This is a genomic window from Janthinobacterium sp. SUN176, from assembly GCF_030587335.1.
Taxonomy (GTDB): domain Bacteria; phylum Pseudomonadota; class Gammaproteobacteria; order Burkholderiales; family Burkholderiaceae_D; genus Janthinobacterium; species Janthinobacterium kumbetense.
Map to the genome: position 1 here is coordinate 1413129 of NZ_JAPWIA010000001.1, position 18849 is coordinate 1431977.

Consider the following 18849-nt stretch of genomic DNA (forward strand, 5'->3'; position numbering starts at 1 on the left):
CATTGACTGCGGGCGCTGGCAAGTGCCGCCGCCAGCGCCTGCACGGTTGGCGCACCCTGTCCAAGCGGGCCGGCATTTGTTATAGTCCCAGCCATCTTTCCATCCGCCTACAGACCCTGCCATGACCACTAGCACCACCAGCAGCACCATCGCGCCCCGCACCTTCGGCACACCGCTGTCGCCCACCGCCATCAAAGTCATGCTGCTCGGTTCCGGTGAGCTGGGCAAGGAAGTGATCATCTCGCTGCAGCGCCTGGGCGTGGAAGTGATCGCCGTCGACCGCTATCCGGACGCGCCGGGCCATCCGGTGGCGCACCGCTCGCACGTGATCGACATGAGCGACGGCGTGGCGCTGGCCGCCTTGATAGCCCTGGAAAAGCCGGATCTGATCGTGCCGGAAATCGAAGCCATCGCCACCGATACCCTGGCGGCGCTGGAAGCGGCCGGGCAAATCACGTGCATTCCGAACGCGCGCGCGGCCGTGCTGACGATGAACCGCGAAGGCATCCGCACCCTGGCCGCCGAAACCCTGGGCGTGGCGACGTCGCCGTACCGCTTCGCCAGCAGCCTGCAGGAGTTGCAGGATGCCTGCCGGGAAATCGGCTTCCCGTGCGTGGTGAAACCCGTGATGTCGTCGTCGGGCAAGGGCCAGTCCAAGCTCGATGGCGCCGCCGAGGTGGACGCGGCGTGGGCGTATGCGGCCAGCGGCAGCCGGGTCGATACGGGCCGGGTCATCGTCGAGGGTTTCATCGACTTCGATTACGAAATCACCCTGCTGACGGTGCGCGCCGTGGGTGCTTCGGGGCAGGTCGAGACGCAGTTTTGCGAGCCGATCGGCCACCTGCAGGTGCACGGCGACTACGTGGAATCGTGGCAGCCGGCCCGCATGGCGCCGCTGGCCCTCGAACGCGCGCGCGAGATCGCGCGCAAGGTGACGGACAACCTGGGCGGCCTGGGCCTGTTCGGCGTGGAGCTGTTCGTCAAGGATGACATGGTGTGGTTCTCGGAAGTGAGCCCCCGTCCGCACGACACGGGCATGGTCACCATGGCCAGCCAGGTGCAGAGCGAATTCGAGCTGCACGCGAAAGCCATCCTCGGCTTGCCCGTCAACGTGGCGCTGCGTTCGCCCGGCGCCTCGGCCGTCATCTACGGCCAGCTGGAAGCGAAAGGCATCGCCTTCGAAGGCGTGGCCGACGCCTTGAGCGTGCCGGGCGCGGACTTGCGCCTGTTCGGCAAGCCGGAATCGTTCGCCCGCCGCCGCATGGGCGTGGCGCTGGCCACGGCCGACGACATCGACACGGCCCGCGCGCGCGCCGTGCTGGCCGCGTCCAAGGTCAAGCCGGTGGCGCCGTAAGCGTGTTGGCCGATACAACAGTCATCAACATGGAAGCCGGCGCATGACGGAACTCGATCATTATCTCGCGCAGCACTATCTGGACGAGAGGCAGCTGGCGGCCGCCGCCGCCATGACCATGGAAGAAATCGACGCCCTGATCCAGGCCCGCCTGGTTCCCGCGCCGGCATACGTGGTCGATGCCAGTGGCAATCTGTGCTCGTTCGTCTTTGGCGCCATGGCGGCGCCCGGGTCCAGGGCCGGCCGCTATTTTCCGCCATCCCAGCTGGCCTGGATCGCCGTGGCGCGTGAAGCTGTTGCCGGCGATGCGGAAACGGCGCAAGCGCGCCTGCAGGCGCAATTTGCGTCGCGTTACGGGGCCGCGCTGGCGACCCTGAACCTGACGACCTGGCGCCTGCGCGACAGTTTCGACGACAGGGGCGCGCCGATCGCGGAGGGCTTGCGCGCCCGCACCGACAGCGCCTGGACGTATTTCTTGAACGGCACGTTTTCCCTGTGCGTGGCCAATCCCATGTCCGAGGCGCACATCGCCTGGAAGGAAGTGTTGCAGGAAAAGCTCGCGCAGCAAAGCGGGAATGGCAGCAAGACGCTGTTCTCGCTAGCGCAGGCGCAGCAGATGCATGCGCTGATCGATGCCTATGCCACGGCCGCCATGCCTTTTTCGCCCATCGAATACGCCTTGAGCAGCCGCAAGCGCCTGGTCGAGGATTTGCGGGCGAACCTCCGCGTGAGCGACGCGCAGGAGACGCCCGCATGACGGCATCAGCGACGCACGGCCTGCCGCAGGCCGATGCGGGCGGCGACGACGTCAAGCGCAAGCTGCGCGGCCACATCGCGCGGCGCAACCTGGCCGGCGCCGCCAACGACTGCAAGTGGAACGCGTTGCTGGCCTTCATGCGCGGGCAGCCCGATTGGGCGCCGTCTTACCGCTACGGCTCCGTCACCGGCTACGTGTCGCGCTGGGATACGGAATGGGATTACCACCCGCCGTTCCCGTTCATGGGCGTGGAATGGTTCGACATCAGCCTGTACTCGGAAGAACACGTGGGCATGCTGCTGCCCAAGAAAATCATCGACCATGGCGTGTGGATCGTGCCGGAACTGGCACGCATCGGCTTCGATTTCGAGGTGCGCGACCGGGTGGCGCGCATCTGGGGTTATCTGCCCCGCAATTACCAAGACTTTCCACCTGCCGACTAATTCAAGAGTATTCCCATGTCTCAAAACGAACACGATATTCCCCAGGTAGCGCAACCGGACGACGCCGTCGTCGGCAAGGAAGCGGGCGCGCGGATGCTGGCTGCGGCCTGCGCCGCGCGCGACGCGTTTTACGCCACCCTGGGCACTGTAGATGCCGACGTGCTAGCGCCCCTCGTCAATCCCGCCTTCATGGGAGGCCCGCGCTGGCCATCGTTGCGCCAGGCGTGGCGCGTGATCCGCCGCGCCGAGTCGATCATTCTCGCCAGCGATGGCTTGAGCGATCCGTTCGAGGATGACGACGACGTGTTCGTCCCGCGCGGCCACCTGCTGGAAGTGTGCATCGAAGCGCCGCTGTCCGCCTTCGACGACCAGGAAGTGGCGCAATCGTGGCTGTTCGACGTGATTTACCAGGTCAGCCAGAACGTGGCCGACCACGGTTCCATCGATTTGCTGGTGCAGCGCCACGGCAGCGTGTCGATGGTGCTGGACGTGCAGGATGCGCCCAAGGGACTGGAAGACGAAAACGAACAGGTGGGCGTGCTGCTGGCCCAGGGCGTGGCCACCATTCCCCCATCCTTCGACACGCCGTACGGCGAAGTGATGCTGCTCACCGCCACCGTGCTGCAGCCGGCGGAACTGGCGCACATCGGCAATGCCGCCGACAAGGCGCAGTCGCGGCGCGACCTGGCCGCCGCGCTGGCCGCGTCGCCGACCGGACATGCGAGCGTGGCCGGGCGGCCCGCCGTCATTCCCCGCTAGGCTGTTCGACCGGCGGCACGGCCGGTTCTGTCGCTGCCGTCGCTGCTTCCTTGGCTTCCATGACGGCCGGCGGCGGTTCTTTCCACTTGCCCGCCGCCTTCAGCTTGTTCTTCAGGCCCGGCAAGGGAAAGCCCAGCGCGTAGGCTTTTTGCGCGTGCGCGCTGGCCTTGTCGTACTCCTTCTTTTTCACGTACATCAAGCCCAGGTTGTACTGGATGGTGGCCTGGTCGGGCGCCAGGCGGCTGGCAGCGTCCAGCTGTTCCAGCGCCGCCGCGTCCTGTCCCGTGGCCAGCAGGTAGCTGCCATACACCATGCGCGCCGTCACGTCGTGCGGCGCGAAGGCGATCGCCCGTTCGAAGTAGCAGTTGACCGTGTAGCGGGCGCCGACGGGTTGCGCGCTTTTCAGCCGCAAGCCGAGTTTTGCCATCGACGCCAGCGCCCGGTGGTGATTCGGGAAGTGCTCGAGCGTGTAGCTGATGTCGCCGCCCAGGCTGGTCGTCATGCCTTGCGTGAGCGTTTCCACGGCGCGCGAAAAATGGAATTTCTCGACCACGGACAGGCCGGAACGGTCTTCCTCGCTCGTGTAGTCGCCGCCCGGCGTGTGTTTGACGTAGGGCGGGCATTCGGCCGCGCCGGCATGGGCGCAGCAGGCGGCGAGGGTGCAGGCAAGCAGGCGATGCTTCATGTCGGGCTCCTGTGACTGACCTGGTCCAGCAAGGCGGCCAGGGCGTTGCTGCGGGCTTGCCGCGATTGCAGGGCGATGGCGGCGGGGCTGGCCAGCGGCGCCTGGCCTTGGCGCGCCAGTTCCAGGAAGCGCAGCAGGGCGCGCGCGCAATCGCCGCTGGCGGCCAGCTGGCCGATGGTGTCGATGCCGCAGTGGCGCAGCTTGGCCGCGCTGTCGCCCGCCGCGTCGGTCAGCGCGAGGATGGGCCGGCGGCAGCGCAGGTATTCATACAGCTTGGCGGGAATCTGCCCGTTGCAATTGGCCGCCTGCAGCAGCAGCAAGCCGTCCGCGGCCTGCATTTCCTGCAGCGCCGCGCCGTGCGGTTGCAAGGGTTCCAGGCGCACCAGGTCGAGGATGGCGTATTTCGCCAGCAGGCCCGCCAGCCACGCATCGTGGCCCGTGGCGCGCAGCACCAGCTGGAAATTGCGCGCATGCAGCACGCCGTCGCGGCGCAGCCGGGCCAGGGCCTCGAACAGCGCTTGCGGATCGCGCTCGGACGGGTAGATCACGCCGCTGTGCAGCAGCAGGAAGCGGCCGCGCCGGCCCGCGCGCTCATGGCCGCCGTCATGCGCATAACCGTCTTCATCGTAACCGTTCTCGATCAGGTGGAAACGCTCGCGCGCCACCTGCGCCAGGCGCCGCTGGTGCGCCGCGATGGCGCCCGGCGTGGTGCAGACGATGGCCGCGCTGCGCGCCGCGATGCGCTGTTCGATCCACGCATGCATGCGGTGCAGGCGCGGCTCGGGCGGATACGGCGCCTGCGGGTCGCTGTCGTCCAGCATCGGGTCGCGCTGGTCGGCGATCCACGGCAGGCCGCTGAGTTTTTGCAGGGTCAGCGCGATCAAATGCGCCGTGGCGATCGGGTATGTCGACCAGATGGCGTCGGGACGGTAGGCGCGGATCATGCGCAGGCCGGCCGGCACGGCGCTCAGCCACCAGGAACTCCAGCGGTCTGGCAGCGCCAGGCAGCGCGGATAGCGCCCAGCGACGGCGAAATGGCGCGCCGCGTCCAGCGCCAGGGTGCGCCGCACGGTGGCTTGCGTGGCGGCCTGCGCCAGCTGCGTATCGCCCCGTTGCGCATACGCGCTGGCGCTGGGGCTGAGCACGAGCGGCTGCCAGCCGCAGTCGGGCAAATGGCGCGCAAAGCCCAGGGTGCGCAGGATGCCGCTGCCGCCGGCCAGCGGCGGAAAATGGTAGGCGACCATCAGCACCCGTTTCGGTCGGGCCGTTACCATGACTGCAGCCACCGTGCGCACAGCTGTTCGACCGCGCCGCGCCAGGCGGCGCTGGCAAACGTGTGGTTGGCGCCGTCGACCTGCGCCTGCGTCCATTGCGCGCGGGCGGCCACGGCGCGCCACGCCGCGTCGCCATCGAGCAGCGCTTGCCACTCGCGCGCGCCCAGGTCGTCGCCGCTGATGATCAGCAAGACCTTGCCCTGGAATTGCGCCAGCGCCCGCAGCAGGGCCGGTGCGGGCGCGTCGTCTTCCCCCGTTGGCGCTGCCCGCGTGGCGGCCGCCACCTGGCGCAGCGACGCCAGGCTGGCGCCCAGCCGCAATCCGCCTTTGGCCAGCTTGCGCCAGAAATCGCCTTGCAGCAGGCGCGCCAAATAGTAATGGCGCAAGGTGGCGCGCGCCAGGCCGGCGCTGCTGCGCACCCACGGGTTGAGCAAGACCAGCGCCTTGACGCGCGCGTCGCGCGGCGCATGGCAGGCGGCGGCCGTGGCGCCGTCGCACAAGCCCCACAGCGCCACTTCGCGCAAGGCCGGCACGGCGTCGAAGAATTGCGCCAGCGCCCCGGCGATGTCGGGACCGGCGGCGCGGTAATCGCGCGCGCCGCCCTCGCTGTCGCCCATGCCGCGCAAGTCGAAGCGCAGCACGGGCCAGCCTTGCGCGGCCAGCGCGCGCGCCAGCAAGACGAACTGGCGGTGGCTGCCGATCCGGTACTGCGGCCCGCCCGTGACGATCAGGACGCCGCGCGGGCCAGGCGCGTCGGGCAGGCTGAGGATGCCGGCCAGGCGCGCCTGCGCCTCCTCGTCTTCGGCTGCGCTGCGAAAGCGCAGGGCCAGTTCGCGCACGGCGTGCGCCGCGGGGTGCTGCCGGCTGTCGTCGCGCTTCATGGCGGGGACCTTTCCTCGTCGAGCCAGTCGCGGCACAGTTCCCGCGTGGCGTACAGCAGTTGCGGGCACGCGAGCAGCTCGCCGCTGTGCCAGAACGGGCCGTCATCGAAGCTGGCCACGTGCACGGCGGCGCCGCGTTTGCGCCATTGCCGCGCCAGCAGCGGCGGCGACCAGGCGTCCTTTTGCTCCGCCGCGCGGTAATCGAGCCAGTAGACGGGCACGCAAGGCAGCAGCGTCGACGCGTTGACACCGTCGATGGCCTGCGCCAGTTCGGGCGCCAGCAGGTAGCCGGCCACTTCCACAGGTTCATCTTCCGCCAGCGCGGCGCGCGCCTGGCCGGGCGCTTCCTGCGAGGCCCCGGCCAGCATGTGGGACGCCAGGCGCAGGCGCAGGAAGCGGTCGATGCTGCGCCGCCCGTCGAGTTCCGGTTGCCACAGCAGCAAGCGCGCCAGGGGCAGCGGCGCGCGGCTGGCGAAATCGAGGGCCAGCAGGGCGCCCAGGCGCAAGCCCCATACGCTCAACGGGCCGTCGACGCGCTGCGCCAGCCACGCGCAAGCCAGGTGCAGGTCGTTGTGCCAGATGTCCCAGCGCGCTTCGCCAAAGTCGCCGCTGCTGTCGCCGCAGCCGAACAGGTCGATCTGCAGCACGCTGTAGCCGGCCGCGGCGAAGGCGCGCGCCTGCGCGGCGGCCACGTGGCGGCTCTTGTTCAGCTCTTCCGCGAACGGATGCACGTAGAGGATGCCGCCGCGCGCGGCCTGGCCCGGCGGCGGCAGGTGCAGCAGGCAGTAGCGCTGGCCGCCGCTGGCGGGCAGGAAGAAGGGCAGCAGCGGCAGGGCGTCGAGGGCGGCGCGGTTCATGCTCGCAGCTTTGCAAACACGAAATCGTGCAGGGTGCCCACGGTGGCGAAGTGGCGCGCATGGATGTCGTCGTCGGCGACCGCGATGCCGAAATGGTCTTCCAGCGCGGCGATCACGCCGATCACGGCCATCGAGTCGAGTTCCGGCACGCTGCCCAGCAGCGGCGTGTGGGCTTCCAGCACGCGCCCGTTCAAGCCCAGCGTCGTGTCGAGGATGTGCTTTACTGCTTCAAGATGCGGCATGTCAGCTCCAGGGAAGGGTAGTGCGGCAGGGAAGACGTATCGAAGGCCAGGCAGGGAATATCGTCGGGACGGCGCGACAGGTGCAGATACGGCGGCAGGCTGGCGGCCATCGCTTGCCAGCGCCCGCAGCGAAGAAAGGTGGCAGTGCCCAGCGCGTGCGTGCCCAGGCGCGCATGGGCGCCCAGCGAGGCGCGGTTGAAGCGCGAGATGCGGCTGCACGTCCAGCGCACGCCCTGCGCGTGCAGCACGGCGTTGGCTTCTTCCCACAGGCGCGCGAAGACGAGGCCGCCGCGCCGTTCGGGGTGCACCCACACGTCCAGGTCCCACGACGACTGCTGCGACGCCAGCGCATAGCGGGCGCGCACCTCGTCTTCCTGGCAGCCGTGGCGCAGCAGCCAGATCCAGCCCAGCATGCCCGACGCGTCGCGCGCCACCAGGCATTGCGCGCCTTGCCGGTAGCGCTCGCGCAACGCGCCGGGCCGGCGCTCTGGACCGGGCGGCAAGTCCGCTTCCGCCAGGCAGGGCGTCACCTTGATCGACTGGCCGCGCCCGCGGCACAGCGAGCCGGGCGCCACGGCCTGCGCGACGAATTGATAGCGGTACAGGGTGAAGCGTCCGCCCGGCGCCATCGCCAGCAAGCGCGCCACGGCCAGCCAGGCGCTGTCGCGCCAGCCCAGTTGATCGAGGCTGGCGGCCAGTCGTTGCAGCAGGGGAAATTGCGGGGACAGGGCCATGGCGGTAATGGATGGGGCGGCTATGCAGCCAACGCTGTCCATTAGAGCGCAGCGGCCAGCGGCGGTCTTGCGCCGGCTCAAGCTGTGTTGCTGAAACTGTTAATTGATCAAAATCAAGACCGCTGTGGCCGTTTGTCTGAATCATAGGGGAATGCATGGCAATCATGGCAACCCGGGGATGACACGATGGCGACACTGATACACGATCTGATCTTTGAAACGGCGCAGCGCGCGCCGCAGGCGCCGGCCCTGTCGTGGCAGGGAGAAGAAATGCACTATGCCGCGCTGGCGCAATCCGTGCGCAAGGCGGCCTGCACCCTGCTGGCCCTGGGCTTGCAGCGTGGCGCGCGCGTGGCCGTGTACCTGGAAAAACGCCCGGAAAACGTCAGCGCCATGTTTGGCGCGGCGGCGGCCGGCGGCGTGTTCGTGCCCGTCAACCCGCTGCTCAGGCCGGAGCAGGTGGCGTATATCCTGGCCGATTGCAACGTGGATATCCTCGTCACGTCGCGCGAACGCCTGGCGCAGCTGGGCCCTGCGCTGGCCGGCTGCCCGGACTTGCGCACGGTGCTGCTGACGGGCGAAGCGCTGCCGGAATCGCGCCTGGGCAAGGTGCGCGTGCTGGCGTGGACCGTCGTTTCCGCAAATGTGCCCGCCAACGTGCCCGCCGGCGCGTCCGCGCCCCGGCCGCATGCGGCGATCGACGCGGACATGGCCGCCATTCTATATACCTCGGGCAGCACGGGGCGGCCGAAAGGCGTGGTGCTGTCGCACCGCAACATGCTGGCGGGCGCGCTCAGCGTGTCGGGCTATTTGCGCAATACGCCGCAAGACCGCATCCTGTGCGTCTTGCCGCTCAGTTTTGATTACGGCCTGAGCCAGCTGACGACGGCGTTTGCCAGCGGCGCCTGCGCCGTGCTGATGAATTATCTGCTGCTGCGCGATATCGTCGAAGCCGTGGAGCAGGAAGCCATCACGGGACTGGCCGCCGTGCCGCCCCTGTGGGTGCAGCTGTCGCAGCTGAGCTGGCCCTTGTCCACGCCCTTGCGCTACATCACCAATTCGGGCGGCGTGATGCAGCGCGCCACGCTCGACCGGCTGCGCCAGTCGCTGCCGCGCGTGCAGGTGTACCTGATGTATGGCTTGACGGAAGCGTTCCGCTCCACCTATCTGGCGCCGGAACAGCTGGAGCGGCGCCCCGATTCCATCGGGCAAGCGATCCCCAACGCGGAAGTGCTGGTGCTGCGCCCGGACGGCAGCGCGTGCGACACGGACGAGCCGGGCGAACTCGTGCACCGCGGCGCGCTGGTGGCGCTCGGCTACTGGAACGATGCGGCGCGCACGGCCGAGCGCTTCAAGCCGCTGCCGCCCCAGACGAGCGGCCTGGTGCTGCCGGAACTGGCCGTCTGGTCTGGCGACACGGTGCGCCGCGATGCGGACGGCTACCTGTATTTCGTGGGCCGCAGCGATGACATGATCAAGACCTCCGGCTACCGGGTCAGCCCGGCCGAGATCGAGGAAGTCGTGTATGCGAGCGGACTGGTGGGCGAGGCGGCCGCGCTGGGCTTGCCCCATGCCGTGCTGGGCCAGGCCATCGCCTTGCTCGTCACGCCCGCGCCGGGCGTCGTCTTGCTGCGCGACAGCGTGCTGGCCGCCTGCCGCGCGCGCCTGCCCAGCTATATGGTGCCGCTGTGGGTGGATATCCGCGACGGCGTGTTGCCGCGCAATCCGAACGGCAAGATCGACCGCCCCTTGCTGGCCAGGGAACTGGCGCATGCATATGCGGTCCAATCAGGAGATGCGGCATGAAGGACTTGATACGCTCGAACAATACGGAATTGCCATCGCACCAACCGCTGCGCCAGTTCGCAGTGGAAAACGACATGCTGCAGATCGGCGGTGTTTCCCTGCGCCGGCTGGCCCAGCGGGTGGGCAGCACGCCGTTCTATGCCTATGAGCGGGCGCACATCGCGCGGCGCGTGGCGGATTTGCGCGCCGCCTTGCCCGCCGGCGTGCACGTGCATTACGCCATGAAGGCCAACCCCATGCCGGCCGTGGTGCAGTCGCTGGCGGGGCTGGTCGACGGCATCGACGTGGCGTCCGGCGGCGAACTGGCCACCGCGCTCGATACGCCCATGCCGGCCGAACGCATCAGTTTTGCGGGACCGGGCAAGAGCGATGGGGAACTGGCGCGGGCCGTGGCCGCTGGCGTGCTGGTCAACGTGGAATCGGGCGCCCAGCTGGAACGCCTGGCGCTGGCCAGCGAACGGCTGGGCCTGACTGCCAGGGTGGCCGTGCGCGTGAATCCCGATTTCGCCTTGCGCCGCACGGGCATGCGCATGGGCGGCGGGGCGCAGCCGTTCGGCGTCGATGCGGCCCTGGTGCCGGCGCTGCTGGGCCGCATCGGCCAGTTGGGACTGGATTTTCACGGCTTCCACCTGTACGCGGGTTCGCAAAGCCTGTCGGCGCCAGCCTTGGCCGAGGCGCAGGCGCTCAGCGTGCAACTGGCCCTGCAACTGGCCGACAGCGCGCCGTCGCCCTTGCGCACCCTGAATATCGGCGGCGGCTTCGGCGTGCCGTATTTTCCCGGCGACCTGGCGCTGGACCTGGCGCCCGTGGCCGAAGGCTTGCAGCGGCAGCTCGCCATCCTGGCCCAGGAAGCGCCCGGCGCGCGCCTGAACCTGGAACTGGGCCGCTATCTGGTGGCCGAGGCGGGCGTGTATGTGTGCAAGGTGCTTGAGCGCAAGGTGTCGCATGGACAGGTATTTCTCGTGACGGATGGCGGCTTGCACCATCACCTGGCCGCGTCCGGCAATTTTGGCCAGCTGATCCGCAAGAATTATCCGGTCGCCATCGGCAACCGGCTGCTGGGCGGGCCGCGCGAAGTGGCGTCCGTCGTGGGGCCGCTGTGCACGCCGCTGGACTTGCTGGCCGATCAAATGGAGATGGCGCGCGCCGAGGAAGGCGACCTGGTGGTGGTGTTCCAGTCGGGCGCGTACGGCTTGACGGCCAGCCCGACGGCCTTTCTCGGCCATCCGCTGCCGGCCGAGGTGCTCGTATGAGCGGCCTGTGCGGTTGGCTGGCCGCGCCTGGCGCGGTGGCGCACGGCACGGCGTCCGATGGCGCCGCACCCAACGCGCCCAGCGCGGCCACGGCGCTGGCAAGCATGGCGGCGCCCCTGTCGCGTTTCGATGGCGCGCCGCTGGCCAGCAGCTTGAGCGAAGTGGGCGGCGTGGCCGTGGCCGCCATCGACGGCAGCCGCCATGTGTATCAGCAAGATGGCTTGCAAGTGGCCCTGTGGGGCCGGCCCGAGCTCGACGGTTCGGCCGACGACGTGGCGTGCCGCCTCGCTTCCCTGTGGCTGAGCCGGGGCGTGGCGGCTTGCGCCAGCCTGTCCGGACCCTTCGCGCTGGCCATCCTCGACGCCTTTTCCGGCTCGGCTTTGCTGGCCGTGGACCGCGCCGGCATGCATCCGCTCAGCTATGCGAGCAATGCGCAAGGCCTGTTCTTTGCCTCCTCGGCGGACGCTTTGCTGGCCCATCCGTCCGTGCGGGGCGCGCTCGATCCGCAGGCCCTGTATCACTACCTGTACTTCCACATGGTGCCGGGCCCGGCCACGGCTTACCTGGGCCAGCAGCGCCTGCTGCCCGGCGAATACCTGCATATGCGGGGCGGCAAGCAATGCAAGGGCAGCTATTGGCAGCTGGCCTTCCAGGAGCCGGCGGCGCGCACGCGGGCCACCTTCGCCAGCAACAAGCAGGAATTCCTGCGCCTGCTGCGACTGGCCGTGGAAAGCAGCCTGGGGGCGGATGGGGCGGACACGGGGGCGTTTCTCAGCGGGGGCACGGACAGTTCCACCCTGGCCGCCATCATGGGGCAGGTGACGGGCCGGCCTGCGCGCACGTATTCCATCGGTTTCGACTTTCCCGGCTATGACGAAATGGCGTATGCGCGCCTGGCGGCCAGCCATGCGGGCAGCCTGCACCACGAACGCTATGTGACGCCAGGCGACGTGCTGGCCGCCATCCCCGCCATGGCGGCCATTTTCGACCAGCCTTTCGGCAATGCCTCGGCCATTCCAGCTTACTATTGCGCGCAGATGGCGCGCGAGGATGGCGTGACGCGCTTGCTGGGCGGCGACGGCGGCGATGAACTGTTTGGCGGCAATGCGCGCTATGCGCACCAGGCCCTGCTGTCGCAGTACGAGCGCTTGCCCGTCATCTTGCGCCAGGCCATCATCGAACCGCTGCTGTTCCGTGAACAGACAGGCAAACCGTGGAGGCTGGGCGACAAGGCGCGCCGCTACATCGAGCAAGCCAGCTTGCCGTTGCCGGCCCGCCTCGACGGCTACAACTTGCTGCTGCGCCATGGTTACCGCACGGTGCTGGAAGCGGGCTTCATCGACACCATCGACCCCGGCATGGCGCCTGGCTGCGTGAATGGCGCGTATTGGGAGCGGCAAGGCCAGGGCTTGAGCCAGATCAATGAGCTGCTGGCCCTGGACATGCGCTTCACCCTGGCCGACAACGACTTGTTCAAGGTGCGCAAGGCGTGCGAACTGGCCGGCGTGGAAGCGGCGTTTCCCTTCCTGCACGATGCGATGGTGGCGTTTGCCGCGCGCCTGGCGCCGCGGGACAAGCTCGACGGACAAAATTTGCGGCCGTTCTTCAAGCGGGCGCTGGCCGAGATCTTGCCGCCGGCCATCGTGCGCAAGAAAAAGCACGGCTTCGGCCTGCCGTTCGGCCAGTGGCTGCACAGCCACGTGCCGCTGCGCGAGTTTGCCTTCGACAACCTGACCCAGCTGCGCGGGCGCGGCATCGTGCGGCCCGCCTTCATCGACGATCTGCAAGGGCGCTTGCTGGCGGAACACCCGGCCTATCACGGCACCATGGTGTGGCTGCTGCTGATGCTGGAACAGTGGCTCAGCCAGCATCCGGGCGCGCTGGGTGCGCTTGCCGGCGGTTTTGCCGCATGCGCCACAGAAACGCCAGCCGTCCTCGATCCCACGGCGTAAAGCGGGGCAGCTGCAGCAGGTCCAGATCCGCGCCGGGGCGCGCAACGCCCCAGTCCGTCGCGACGGCCGCCTGGAAACCGAGGCGCTTGACCATCGCCACGTGCGGCGCGCCATAATCGCGCCCGGCCTTGCCGTTCGGATAGGCAAACAGGGTGACGGGCGCCTGGACCAGGCTTTCCAGCTGCTGCTTGCCATTCGCGATGTCCAGCTGCGCTGCCCGCTCCGCCAGGGTCGATAGAATCGGATGGCTGGCCGTGTGCCCGCCCAGCGTCATGCCGGCCCCGTGCAGCTGGCGCAGTTGCGCCGTGCTCAGCATGGCTGGCGCGCTTGCCTGGGCGCCCGCCTGGCGGCGGATCTGCATGGCCAGCCGCTGGCGCTGCGCAAAGGGCAGGTATTTGAGCCGGCCCAGCAAGGTGGCGACGGCCGCCTGCCGCTGCGCCAGGGTGGCGACGGGGAAAGTCCCCAATTCCTGTGCGCGCAAGTCCAGCACGGCGCCTGGCGCCTGGCGCACGGCGTCGATCACCGTGTCGTTCCACATCTGTCCCCCGTCCAGGTAGCCCGTGGCGATAAAGAACGTGGCATGCAAGCCGTGGCGCAGCAGCAGCGGCAGGGCGATTTGCGCATTGTCCGCATAGCCGTCGTCGAAGGTGATGCAGGCGGCGCGCGGCGGCAGGCTGCCATCCTGCAGGCGCCGCACGGCGTCGCCCAGCGGCAGCGGCGTATAGAAACGCTTTATCAGGCGCAACTGACGCTGGAACAGGGCCGCATCGACTTCGCCGGGAAACAGCGGGTCGGGCCGCGCCAGCACGCGGTGGTAGATCAGGATGGACAAGGCGGCCGTCATGGCTGCTCCGCGATGGCGGTGCGGCGCTTGGCCTGGCGCAATGTCGGGGCCGGCGCCTGCTGTTCGACGACGATGCGCGTGGCGATCAGGGCGGCCATCAGGTAGTAGGGCATGTCGAAATACAGCAGGCTGAGGAAGGCGCCGCCCACGGCAAAGCCGATCAGGCTGGCCTGGCTCATGGTGGCCAGGCCGTGCGCCCAGCGCAATTCCGGCTTGCCCCGCGTGCGGCGGATGATGGCGGCCGCCGTGCGCCAGGTGGCGATGCCCAGCGCCAAGTAAATCAGCAAGCCGATAAAGCCGTGTTCGCCAAGCGCCTGGAAGTAGATGCTGTGCGCCGCGTGCACATCCATGGGGTTCGGCGCATAGCGGGCGAAGACGGCGGCGTCGGAGACGTCGAAGCCGCCGCCGGAAAAGCGGTCGCGCGCCAGGTTCCAGGCCATGCGCCACGCATTCAGGCGGCCCATGGCGGATTCGTCGTCCTGGTAGGTATTGATGGTGTCCATGCGTTCGGCCCAGCGCTCGGGCATGAAGGCCAGCAACAGCGGCGTGACCGCGGCGAGCAGCGCGCCCAGCACCAGCTTGCGGTCGCTTTTCAGCCACATGAACAGGCCCATGGCGGCAATGGCCAGCAAGCCGCCGCGCGAATACGAGCCCAGCGCGGCGAGGGCCGACAGCAGCATGGCCCCGGACAAGCCGTGGCGCAGCCAGCGCCGGTCCGTGTTTTGCTGCAAGTAATACATGAGGGGGATGGTGATGATCAGGGCCAGGGCCAGCGCGTTGTTGTCGCCGATAAACGTGTCTTCCGGCCCCCACACCCGTTCCGTGCCGCCGCTGCGGATGGTAAAGACGCCGCCTTTCACGCCGTAATAGCCGATCGAGCCCACCAGCACCCAGACCAGGCGCACGATGTCGCGCCGCGAGCGTATCACCATCATCACGACAAAGCTCATCAGCATGATCTTCATGACCTTGTTCCACTGCACCCACGACGACTGGGGCAGCAGGGCGAACGGCGCCGTCACGTTCATCCACGCGACGAACAGCAGCAGCAGCACGCTGACGGGGGTCAGCGGCAGGTTCTTCGGTTCGCGCGTCATGAGCAGACCCAGCAGGGTGGCGATGGCGATGATGAAGGCGAACGGCATGTGGGTGGCGAAACCCCAGCCCTGCGTGTGCGGGTTCATGACGCTGACCCAGACCCACATCAGGCCGCCGATGGCCGGCGCCTTCAGGATGAAGGGCAGCGAACCCAGGATGATGACGGTGATCAATATGTCGCGCATGAAGGGGGACGCTCCTGGTGTTGCCCGGCTTGTCAAGGTCTTGATGCCTGTCAACGGGCTGTCTGGCAGGCTCAGTACACTGGTTCAATACCGCCCGGCGTTGTTGAAACTGCCAATCAGTTTTGTCATGGTAAGACCAAGGAGGCATGTCCTTGTTGACCGTTCTCATGGCGACCTACAATGGCGCCGGCACCTTGCCCCAGGTATTGCGCGCCTACATGGGCTTGCAGTCGCCCAGGGGCGGCTGGCGCCTGGTCATCGCCGACAATGGCAGCACCGACGCCACGGCCCGGGTGATCGCCGACTTTCGCGGCCGCTTGCCCTTGAGCTATATCTACGTGGCGCGGCGGGGACGCAGTCCCGCTCTGAACGGCGCCGTCGAACACGCCCTGCGCCAAGGGGGGGATGGCGGCGAGCTGTTCGTGTTTGGCGACGACGACGCCATGCCCGCATCCGACTGGCTGTGCCGCCTGCACGACAGCGCGCGCGCCCACCCCGGCTACGCCCTGTTCGGCGGCGCCATCGTGCCCGCCTGGCGCGAGCAACCGGAGGCGTGGCTGCTGCGCCTGACGCCCGTCGGCTTGACGTGGGGCATCACCAGCGCCGACTTGCGCGACGCCCCCATCTATCCTGGCCTCGTCTGGGGCGCCAACATGGCGATACGCCGCCGCATCTTCGAGGCGGGCGCCCGTTATGACGAAAGCATCGGCCCGCAGGGCGCCAATTACGCCATGGGCAGCGAAACCCGGCTCAACCTGGAGATGCATGCGGCCGGCAACCCTTCCTGGTTCTGTCCGCGGGCGCAAGTGGCGCACATCATCCGTGCCCCGCAAGTGCGGCGCGCCTGGATACTGCGCCGCGCCATGCTGTTCGGCCGGGGCCAATGCCGGCTGGCGACCTTCGCCCCCAGCGTGGAGTTGCTCGGCGTGCCGCGCTGGATGCTGGGCAGATACGTGCGCGATACCCTTGGCGCCGTGCGGGCCTGGCTGCGGCGCGACCACGCCGACCTGTTCCTGCGCCAGTGGGAACGGGCCTGGCTGCGCGGTTTCTTCCACGAAGCGTGGCGGGGACGGCGCAAACGCTTGCCGCGCATCGTCATCAGCAGTTATTCGGGCGAGCTGGGCGGCATGGAACTGCGCATGGCGCAAGAGGCGAAGATGCTGGGCGCGAACGGTTATGACAGCGTGCTGGCCCTGCGGCGCTTTCCCGGTTTCAGCCAGTGGGCGCAAGGCTTGCGCGCGCAGCAGCTGCAGGTGCGCGTGTATGAGCCGCCCTTGTTTCTCGAACACTGGGCCTGGCGGCGCTGGAACTGGCTGCGCGCCAGGGTCACGGGCGCGTGGCGGCTGCGGCGGCTGCGGCCCGACATCGTCCACGTGGCGTTTTGCTGGACCAGCTATGGCGCTTCCATCCTGTGGCTGGCCCGGCAATGCCGCTTGCCGGCCGTGATCAGCGTGCACAATGCGTTTCCTTTGGAACCGTTCAGCGACTGGCAGCGGCCCCGGCTGCAGGAAGCGTTTCGCGCCGTCAAGGGCGTGTATGCCGTGTCGGCCTCGTCCATGCAGCATTTCCTCGACCTGTACCGCGACATGCTGGCGCCGGACACGCGGCTGGCCGTGATTCCCAACGGCGTCGATACGGAAACGTTCATCGTCTCGCCGGAACGGAGAGTACTGGCGCGCCAGCAGCTGGGGCTGCCGCCGGACGCGCTCGTGCTCGGCTGCGTGGCGCGGCTTTCCGCACAGAAGCGCCCGCAAGCGCTGCTGGCCCTGTTCACCCGCCTGGCACCGCAGTTTCCCAATTTATATTTAGTACTCGTGGGCACGGGGCCGCTGGACGCCATGCTGCGGCTGCAGGCGCAACAGACGGGCTTGCAGGACAGAGTCGTGTTTGCCGGTTTCCAGCAGCGCGTCGAATGGCTGATGCCCGCCTTCGACCTGCATGTGTTGCTGAGTAAAAATGAGGGTTTCGGCATCGCCACCATCGAAGCGATGGCGTGCGGCGTGCCGGCCGTGGGGACGGATGTGCCGGGCACCCACGATATCCTGCACGACAGCGCCGGCGGCTTGCTGCTGCCGCTGGACGATGAGCACGCCGCCTGCGCGGCCGTGGCGCAACTGCTGATGGATGCGCCACGGCGCGCCCGCATGGGACGGCTGGCCCGCGAAGAAACCGTGCAGCGCTATTCGATGCCGCGCCTGGAGCGCCAGCTGCGCCAATTCTATGCCGGCCTCGTGTAGGCGCCGGTCACGGGGATGAACGCCACCCGCCATTCGTTTTTCTTTTCCTTCGCCGAAAAATACACGGTGCTGCTGCTGGGCATCATCGCCACCATGGTGCTGTCCCGCCTGCTGACGCCGGCCGAAGTGGGCGTGTATTCGCTGGGCGCCGTGCTGGTGGCGCTGGCGCAAGTGGTGCGCGACTTTGGCGTGGGGCAATACCTGATCCAGGAAAAGCAGCTCGATACGGTGAAATTGCGGGCCGCGCTGGCCACCAGCCTGCTCGTCGCCTGGCTGCTGGCCGGTGTGGTGCTGCTGGCCAGCGCGCCGCTCGCGCAATTCTATGGCGAACCCCGGCTGACCCTCGTGCTGCGCCTGCTGGCAATCAATTTCCTGTTGATTCCGTTCAGCGCGCTGACCTTGCCGATGTTGCGCCGGCAACTGCGCTTTCGCGCCATCTACGCCATCAACGCGGCCAATAGCGCCGTCAACCTGCTGGTGGCCGTGCTGCTGGCGCTGCAGGGCTGCAGTTACATGAGCATGGTGTGGGCGGCGCTGGCCGGTTCCTGCGCCTCGCTGCTGGTGAGCCTGCTGGTGCGTCCCAAGGAGCTGCCGTGGCTGCCGGGACGACGGGGCATGGGCGCCATCGGCCGTTTCGGCGCGTATGCGACGGGGGGCGGCCTCGTCGACGAGGCGGGCGTGGCGGCACCGGACCTGATCATCGGCAAGCTGATCGGCATTGAAAGCCTGGCCCTGTTCGGCAAGGCGCAAAGCGTGCTCAATATCTTTAACCAGGCCATCACCAGCGCCATTTCTCCCGTCGTGTTTCCCCTGTTCGCGGCGCGTGCCCGCGGGGAAGGGGGGCAGGGCGGGGCGGAACTCGTGTATTTGCGCACGATCAGTTACATGACGGCGCTGGCCTGGCCGTTTTTTCTCTTTCTCGCCTGCATGGCTTTGCCCTTGGTCAAGGTGTTGTATGGCACGCAATGGCTAGGCTGTGTGCCCTTGATCCGCATCATGTGCCTGTCCTCGGCCGTGTATAGCATGTTCAGCATGGCCCGCTACCTGTTCGTGGCGACGGGCCAGCTGCAGGCGCAAGTGCGGCTCGATGCCTGCGCCGGCGGCATCAAGGTGGCGCTGCTGCTGGCCGCGGCGCCGTTCGGCCTGCTGGCCGTGGCCTGGGCCGTGGTGCTCAGCAACGTGCTGCGCAGCTGGCTGAACTACGGCTGTCTGCGGCGCTTGAGCGCCCTGGACTGGCGCATCCTGGCGCGGGCCTTGCGCAAGAGCCTGCTGCTCTGCGGCGTCAGTGGCGTCGCGCCCGTCGCTGCGCTGCTGTGGCTGCCCGTGGAAACGCCGGCCCTGCTGGCGCTGGCGGGCACGGCGCTCGTCACCTTGCTGTGCTGGCTGGCGGGGATTTTCCTGTTGCAGCATGAGCTGGCCGGAGAATTTTTGTTATTGCAACGCAAGCTGGCGGGACGCTGGCTGGCAGTCAAATGGACGAAAGGATGA

The 18849-nt window shown here is 68.2% G+C and carries 17 protein-coding genes; 9 read left to right on the forward strand and 8 right to left on the reverse strand.

Going from position 1 to position 18849, the window contains the following annotated elements; all coding sequences use genetic code 11:
• Positions 1-121: 121 nt before the first annotated feature.
• The 4 genes from purT to O3299_RS06300 are packed head-to-tail and all read left to right on the forward strand — an operon-like array spanning position 122 to position 3313.
• Positions 122-1354: a formate-dependent phosphoribosylglycinamide formyltransferase gene (gene purT, locus O3299_RS06285; protein ID WP_305061799.1), complete on the forward strand. Its 1233-nt coding sequence runs from the start codon at positions 122-124 to the stop codon at positions 1352-1354.
• Between the two features lie 43 nt (positions 1355-1397).
• A complete protein-coding gene (locus tag O3299_RS06290) occupies positions 1398-2111 on the forward strand; it encodes a DUF6058 family natural product biosynthesis protein (RefSeq protein ID WP_305061800.1) in 714 nt (237 codons plus the stop codon).
• On the forward strand, positions 2108-2554 hold the full coding sequence (locus O3299_RS06295) for a DUF6678 family protein (protein ID WP_305061801.1): 447 nt from the start codon (positions 2108-2110) through the stop codon (positions 2552-2554). The genes O3299_RS06290 and O3299_RS06295 overlap by 4 nt, the downstream gene beginning before the upstream one ends.
• A 15-nt stretch (positions 2555-2569) precedes the next feature.
• Positions 2570-3313, forward strand: a complete 744-nt coding sequence (locus O3299_RS06300) for a hypothetical protein (protein WP_305061802.1) — start codon at positions 2570-2572, stop codon at positions 3311-3313.
• On the opposite strand, the gene O3299_RS06305 is transcribed toward O3299_RS06300, so the two are convergent.
• Genes O3299_RS06305 through O3299_RS06330 form a run of 6 tightly spaced genes read right to left on the reverse strand, consistent with a single transcriptional unit; the run spans position 3300 to position 7986 of the window.
• A complete protein-coding gene (locus tag O3299_RS06305) occupies positions 3300-3998 on the reverse strand; it encodes a tetratricopeptide repeat protein (RefSeq protein ID WP_289909814.1) in 699 nt (232 codons plus the stop codon). The two genes, O3299_RS06300 and O3299_RS06305, sit on opposite strands and share 14 nt — an antisense overlap.
• Positions 3995-5272: a glycosyltransferase gene (locus tag O3299_RS06310; protein WP_305061803.1), complete on the reverse strand. Its 1278-nt coding sequence runs from the start codon at positions 5270-5272 to the stop codon at positions 3995-3997. Before O3299_RS06310 ends, O3299_RS06305 begins: the two co-directional genes overlap by 4 nt.
• Positions 5266-6153, reverse strand: a complete 888-nt coding sequence (locus O3299_RS06315) for a hydrolase 1, exosortase A system-associated (protein WP_305061804.1) — start codon at positions 6151-6153, stop codon at positions 5266-5268. The genes O3299_RS06310 and O3299_RS06315 overlap by 7 nt, the downstream gene beginning before the upstream one ends.
• Positions 6150-7010 carry a hydrolase 2, exosortase A system-associated gene (locus O3299_RS06320; protein WP_305061805.1) on the reverse strand — a complete coding sequence of 287 codons (861 nt, stop codon included), beginning with the start codon at positions 7008-7010 and terminating at the stop codon, positions 6150-6152. Before O3299_RS06320 ends, O3299_RS06315 begins: the two co-directional genes overlap by 4 nt.
• A complete protein-coding gene (locus O3299_RS06325) occupies positions 7007-7252 on the reverse strand; it encodes an acyl carrier protein (protein ID WP_099668090.1) in 246 nt (81 codons plus the stop codon). The genes O3299_RS06320 and O3299_RS06325 overlap by 4 nt, the downstream gene beginning before the upstream one ends.
• Positions 7231-7986, reverse strand: coding sequence for a GNAT family N-acetyltransferase (locus O3299_RS06330; RefSeq protein ID WP_305061806.1), 756 nt, complete (start codon positions 7984-7986; stop codon positions 7231-7233). Before O3299_RS06330 ends, O3299_RS06325 begins: the two co-directional genes overlap by 22 nt.
• Before the next feature lie 186 nt (positions 7987-8172).
• Here O3299_RS06330 and O3299_RS06335 point away from each other — a divergent pair, with 186 nt between their 5' ends.
• From O3299_RS06335 to O3299_RS06345, 3 genes are read left to right on the forward strand one after another with little or no spacing between them, the layout of a single operon-like run.
• A complete protein-coding gene (locus O3299_RS06335; RefSeq protein WP_305061807.1) occupies positions 8173-9792 on the forward strand; it encodes an acyl-CoA ligase (AMP-forming), exosortase A system-associated in 1620 nt (539 codons plus the stop codon).
• A complete protein-coding gene (locus O3299_RS06340) occupies positions 9789-11045 on the forward strand; it encodes a pyridoxal-dependent decarboxylase, exosortase A system-associated (RefSeq protein ID WP_305061808.1) in 1257 nt (418 codons plus the stop codon). The genes O3299_RS06335 and O3299_RS06340 overlap by 4 nt, the downstream gene beginning before the upstream one ends.
• Positions 11042-12997, forward strand: coding sequence for an asparagine synthetase B (locus O3299_RS06345; RefSeq protein ID WP_305061809.1), 1956 nt, complete (start codon positions 11042-11044; stop codon positions 12995-12997). The genes O3299_RS06340 and O3299_RS06345 overlap by 4 nt, the downstream gene beginning before the upstream one ends.
• Here the strand turns inward: O3299_RS06345 and O3299_RS06350 are convergent.
• Entirely contained in the window at positions 12906-13841 is a 936-nt protein-coding gene (locus O3299_RS06350; RefSeq protein WP_305061810.1) for a polysaccharide deacetylase family protein, read from the reverse strand. The two genes, O3299_RS06345 and O3299_RS06350, sit on opposite strands and share 92 nt — an antisense overlap.
• Positions 13838-15124 carry a putative O-glycosylation ligase, exosortase A system-associated gene (locus O3299_RS06355; protein ID WP_305061811.1) on the reverse strand — a complete coding sequence of 429 codons (1287 nt, stop codon included), beginning with the start codon at positions 15122-15124 and terminating at the stop codon, positions 13838-13840. The genes O3299_RS06350 and O3299_RS06355 overlap by 4 nt, the downstream gene beginning before the upstream one ends.
• Positions 15125-15276: 152 nt before the next feature.
• On the opposite strand from O3299_RS06355, the gene O3299_RS06360 reads away from it, so the two are divergent.
• Together O3299_RS06360 and O3299_RS06365 are read left to right on the forward strand one after the other, a co-directional pair.
• Positions 15277-17361, forward strand: coding sequence for a glycosyltransferase (locus tag O3299_RS06360; RefSeq protein ID WP_305061812.1), 2085 nt, complete (start codon positions 15277-15279; stop codon positions 17359-17361).
• 15 nt (positions 17362-17376) lie between these two features.
• Positions 17377-18849, forward strand: a complete 1473-nt coding sequence (locus tag O3299_RS06365; protein ID WP_305061813.1) for a lipopolysaccharide biosynthesis protein — start codon at positions 17377-17379, stop codon at positions 18847-18849.